The sequence below is a fragment of the Kitasatospora sp. NPDC057223 genome (assembly GCF_042669755.1).
Taxonomy (GTDB): domain Bacteria; phylum Actinomycetota; class Actinomycetes; order Streptomycetales; family Streptomycetaceae; genus Kitasatospora.
In genome coordinates this window covers 1-4,632 of sequence record NZ_JBHUWW010000252.1, presented here as the reverse complement: position 1 = coordinate 4,632, position 4,632 = coordinate 1, and the positions used below count along the sequence as shown (strand labels likewise).

At 73.3% G+C, this 4,632-nt stretch carries 3 protein-coding genes; all 3 read right to left on the bottom strand.

The features are described 5' to 3' along the window. Positions 1-43: 43 nt before the first annotated feature. Positions 44-1,816 (bottom strand): oleate hydratase, encoded by a 1,773-nt coding sequence (locus ACFUK0_RS39470; RefSeq protein WP_380258795.1) that lies wholly within the window; start codon positions 1,814-1,816, stop codon positions 44-46. A 161-nt stretch (positions 1,817-1,977) separates the two neighbouring features. After that, complete coding sequence (locus ACFUK0_RS39465) at positions 1,978-3,210, bottom strand: serine hydrolase domain-containing protein (protein WP_380258793.1); 1,233 nt, start codon at positions 3,208-3,210, stop codon at positions 1,978-1,980. Positions 3,211-3,295: 85 nt separating this feature from the next. Further along, positions 3,296-4,632: TolB family protein (locus ACFUK0_RS39460; RefSeq protein ID WP_380258791.1), on the bottom strand; the 1,337-nt coding region annotated here is incomplete at its 5' end.

The following is a 4,632-nucleotide window of genomic DNA, read 5'->3' as shown; positions in this document are numbered from 1 at the left end:
TCGCGGCCCCGGGACCAGGGACCGGTGCCGCGACCTCGCGCTCCTACTGCGGGGGTTCGCCGAGGAGGTCGAACTCCTCCAGCAGCTGTCCGATCTCGGTCGCGTCGAGGCGGTGCAGCAGGTGCTTGCGGACGAAGGCCGGTCCGGGCAGGTCCAGTTCGGCGCCGTCCCGCAGCCGGCTCGCGGCGGCCAGCAGCTTGCGGATGTCGTAGGTCGAGCCGAACACCTCGGGCACGCCGCGCTCCACGCCGAGCAGCCGGTAGGCGGCCTCCATGCCGGTGCGCACCGAGTACTCGGTGGTGAAGATGCAGTCCCGGCCGGTCTCGGCGAACTGGCCGATGAACGCGAAGTTCACCGCGCCCTCCGGCACGACGGCGGGGCGGTCGCCCGCCCGCCGCGGCAGGAAGAACGAGGTGATGTAGGGCATCATCACCGGCACGCAGGTGGCGCCCTGCGCGGCGAGCTCGGGGATCTCCTCGACCGGCACGCCCAGGTGGTACAGCCACTCCCGGGTGATCTCCTCGCCGGTGCAGTCCTGCATCGGCTTGCGCACGAAGTCGCCCGGCCGGTCCACGAAGAGGCCGTAGACCCAGACCACGATCTGGTCCGGCGACTGCTGCTTGAAGTGCGGCTGGCGGTTGACCGTCCAGCTCATCAGCCAGCCGGAGTCCCGGGCGGTGACGATGCCTCCGGTGACGACACCGCCGCCGAACGGGTCGCGCTTGGCGATCTTCTGGATGTAGCGCGGGATCCGCGGGTCGAGGGTGGTGACGGTGGCCGACTCCCACTTGCTGGCCGGGATGTTCCCGCAGAACACCTCGGGGCGGCCGAACGCCGGGTCCTTGGCGGCGATCCGGCGCCAGAGGTCCCAGGCCGGGGCCGGGCCCTCGTCGAGCCGGGCCGCGGTGTGCTGGTCACCGTTGTCGGAGTTCTCGGTGAGCGAGCCGATCGTGGTGAAGAGCAGGTCGTCCTCGCCCAGGTCGGTGCCGCCCTCCTGGCCGGCCTCGGTCCAGTGCACCCGGGTCGCCAGCTTCCGCCCCGCCGTGAGGTCGAAGTCGATGTCGGTGACCTCGGTGCCGAAGCGGAACGTCACCCCCTGGTCCATCAGCCAGCGCGTCAGCGGCAGGACCATCGACTCGTACTGGTTGTACTTGGTGAACTTCAGCGCCGAGAGGTCCGGCAGCCCGCCGACGTGGTGGACGAAGCGGTGCAGGTACAGCTTCATCTCCAGGGCGCCGTGCCACTCCTCGAAGGCGAACATGGTGCGCCAGTACAGCCAGAAGTTGCTGTCCAGGAAGTCCCGGCCGAACACCTCGTCGATCCGCTTGCCCTCCAACTCCTCGCGGGTGGCGAGGAAGATCTTCACGAGGTCCTTCTGGGCGCGGTCGTTCAGGGCGAACCGGCCGTCCGTGCCGGCGTCCTGCCCCCGGCGCTCGGTGACGCGCTGCAGCGAGTAGTTGGGGTCGTCCTTGTTGAGCCAGTAGAACTCGTCCAGCACCGAGGCGCCCTCGACCTCCAGCGAGGGCACCGAGCGGAAGAGGTCCCACAGGCACTCCATGTGGTCCTCCAGCTCGCGGCCGCCGCGGACCACGAAGCCCTTCCGGGGCTCCCTGATCCCGTCCAGGGCTCCGCCGGGCAGCTTGAGGCGCTCAAGGATCGTGATGTGATCGCCCGGCACCTGGGCGTCCCGGACCAGGAAGGCGGCGCCGGCGAGCGAGGCGAGCCCGGCGCCGACGAACCAGGCCCGCTTGCGCTCGGCTCCCTCCGGCTTGCGCGGCCTGGCGAACGCCTCGTAGTTCCCGCTGCTGTAGTACACGCCCACTCCCTCGGTCGCCGGCCAACGGCCGCGGGGGAGCGGCCCGCGCGGCCGGGGGCGTGCGGGCCCTCGGCCCACGCTTCCCAGGGCCGGTGGGCGCCGCAACGCGGCGCGGCCGATCGGGTGAACGCCGCGCCGCGGGCCGACTGTGGGGAGCCGGCTCAGCCGAAGGCGGGGATCGGGTGGTCCGGGGCGAGCGCGGCGGCGATCCGCTGGGTGACCACCTGGGCGGTGTGGCCCTCCGGGGTGCCGCGCCCCTTGGTGGTCGACACCGCGATGGCCAGGTGCTCGCAGGGGAGGTAGGCCTGGGCGGCCGCGTAGCCGAAGAACAGCGGGTGCTGGGCCACCCAGTCGCCCAGCACGAGCAGGCCCATGCCGTAGTGGGTGGCTTCGGTGTTCGGGAGGCAGACCTCGGCCGGGCAGGTGTCGGTCGGGTGGCCCAGACCCACCGTCCCCGGGTTCAGCAGCTCCTGGCGGGCGGCGGGGGAGAGCAGCTCGCCCGAGCCGATGGCGGCGGCCGAGCGGGCCAGGTCGCAGATGTCGGTGGTCTGGACCGCGCCGGGAGCGGTGGTCCACGAGGGGTTCCAGAAGGTGGACTCCTCGTACGTCCCGCGGTCGGCGGTGAAGGCGTGCAGGACGGGCGCCGGAATGTCGGGCGTGAAGCTGTTGCGGGTCTCGTCCAGCCCGAGCGGGCCCATGATCTTCTGCTGGAGCAGGACGTCCAGCGGCGTTCCGGTGATCTTCTCCAGGGCGGCGCCGAGGAGGACGAAGTTGGCGTGCGAGTAGCTCCAGTTGGTGCCCGGCTCGTACCACGGCGGCCTGCCGGTCGAGACGGCCACCAGCTCCTCGGCCGTCCACTGCCGGAACGGGTCCGCGTACACGGTGTCGCCGAAGCCGGGCGCGGTGACGTAGTCGACGAGCCCGCTGGTGGAGTCGGCGAGCATGCGCAGGGTGATCCGGTCGCCGTCCCGGAGGCCGGGCAGCCAGCGCGCGACGGGATCGTCCAGGCCGACCGTGCCCTCGTCGACCAGTCGCAGGAGCACGGTGCCCAGGTAGCTGATCGCCACGTTGCCGTTGCGGAAGTGCATGGCGGGGTCGGCGGGCACTCCGGTCATCGACTCGCCGAGCGCGGCCGTGACGACCTCGCGGCCGTCGGCGGTCACCCGCAGGATGACGGACTTGAGGTCCAGCTCCGTCTTGGCCTGCTCGGCGATCCGCAGGACGTCGAGTGCCGGGCCGCCGCGGGGCGGGAGGGAGCCGGTACAGGGCCGGCGGTGGCCGCCGTCGCCCGCCGCACCGTCGGCCGCCGTGACCGGGGAGCCGAGGGCGACGAGCACGGTGACCGCGGTGACCGCGCCGAGGCGCAGCAGGGAGGACGGACGGGCTGGTCTCATGCCCGTACTCTCGGCCGGGAGCGCCGGGTCGCCGGCCCCGCAGACCGGCGACCCGCGCGAAGATCACCCGGCCGGCCCCGCGCGGTCAGCCCAGCGGGAGCCTGCGGAGGAACACGTCGGGGTGGCCGTCGGTGTCCTGCGGCACGAGCGTGCCGTCGTCGGAGTCGAACAGGACGGTCGTGCCGAGCGCGTCGATCTCCGGCAGGTAGGAGGAGCCGGGGGACTGGGTGCCGTCCGCCGCGACGCTGACCCGCTCGACCCGGCCCGTCCAGAGGTCGCGCCGGAAGACGTCCTCGGCCGCGTTGGTGTCCTGCGGGACGAGGTTGTCGGCGTAGGAGGAGAAGTACACCCGGCGGCCGTCGGCCGACACGACCCCGTTGTAGGAGGGCCCGTTCGTCGGGGTGCCGTCGGCCGCCGCGCTGACCAGGCGCGTCCGGCCGGTGGCCAGGTCGCGGACGAAGACGTCGATCTCGCCGTTGCCGTCACCGGGCAGCACGTCGGGCGAGTTGGAGGTGAAGACCGCGTACCGGCCGTCCGCGCTGAGCGATCCGGAGTTGGCCCAGGTCAGGGTGCCGTCGGCGCCGACACTGCCGCCGGTGGTGCGCCCGGCCCGCAGGTCGCGCACGTAGAAGGGGTAGACCCGGGGCTTGGTGATCTGCGGGTCGGCTCCCCCGGCGCCGGCCGCGACCGGCTGCTCGGACGGCCGGGCCGCCGGGGCGGCTCCGGCGGAGTCCGGTCCGGCGGGGAGCAGGTTGCCCGCGCGCGAGATGAAGCCCACGGTGCTGCCGTCCGCCGAGATGACGGGCTGGGTGGAGGCGCGGTCGGCCTCGCTCCCGTCGGCGCCGACGGTGACCCGGGTGGTGCTGCCGGTCCACCGGTCGGCCACGAAGATGTCCGCCACGCCGTTGGTGTCCCCGGGCACCAGGTCGCTGCGGCCGGAGGCGAAGGCCACGTAGCGGCCGTTCCAGCTGATCGAGGGCGAGTCCGAGCCACCGGGCTGCTGCTGGGCCGGGTCGCCGGTGGTGAGCCGCTCGGTGCGCCCGGTCAGGCGGTCCCGGACGAAGACGTCCGAGGTCCCGTTGGCGTCCCCGGGCGCGAGGTTGTCGGAGTCCGAGGTGAAGGCGACGTACCGGCCGTCGGCGCTGACGGCTCCGTCGGAGGAGAACGCGTTGCCCTGGACGCCGCCGGTGCCCAGACTGACCCGCTCGGTGCGGCCGTTGCGGAGGTCCCGGACGAACACGTCGTAGAAGCCGTTGGTGTCCCCGGGCACCAGGTTGTCGGCCTCCGAGCTGAACACCGCGAAGCGGCCGTCCGCGCTGATCGCCTCACCGAACGCCTGGGCGTCGGCCCGGACCCCGCCCGCGCCGACGCTGACCTGCTCGGTGCGCGCGGCGCCGCCCGCCGCCCCGCCCGCCGCCCCGG

What these genes read in the sequence shown, in the direction of transcription:
- ACFUK0_RS39465 (WP_380258793.1), bottom strand. Translation starts at nt 3,210, where the DNA reads ATGAGACCAGCCCGTCCGTCCTCCCTGCTGCGCCTCGGCGCGGTCACC.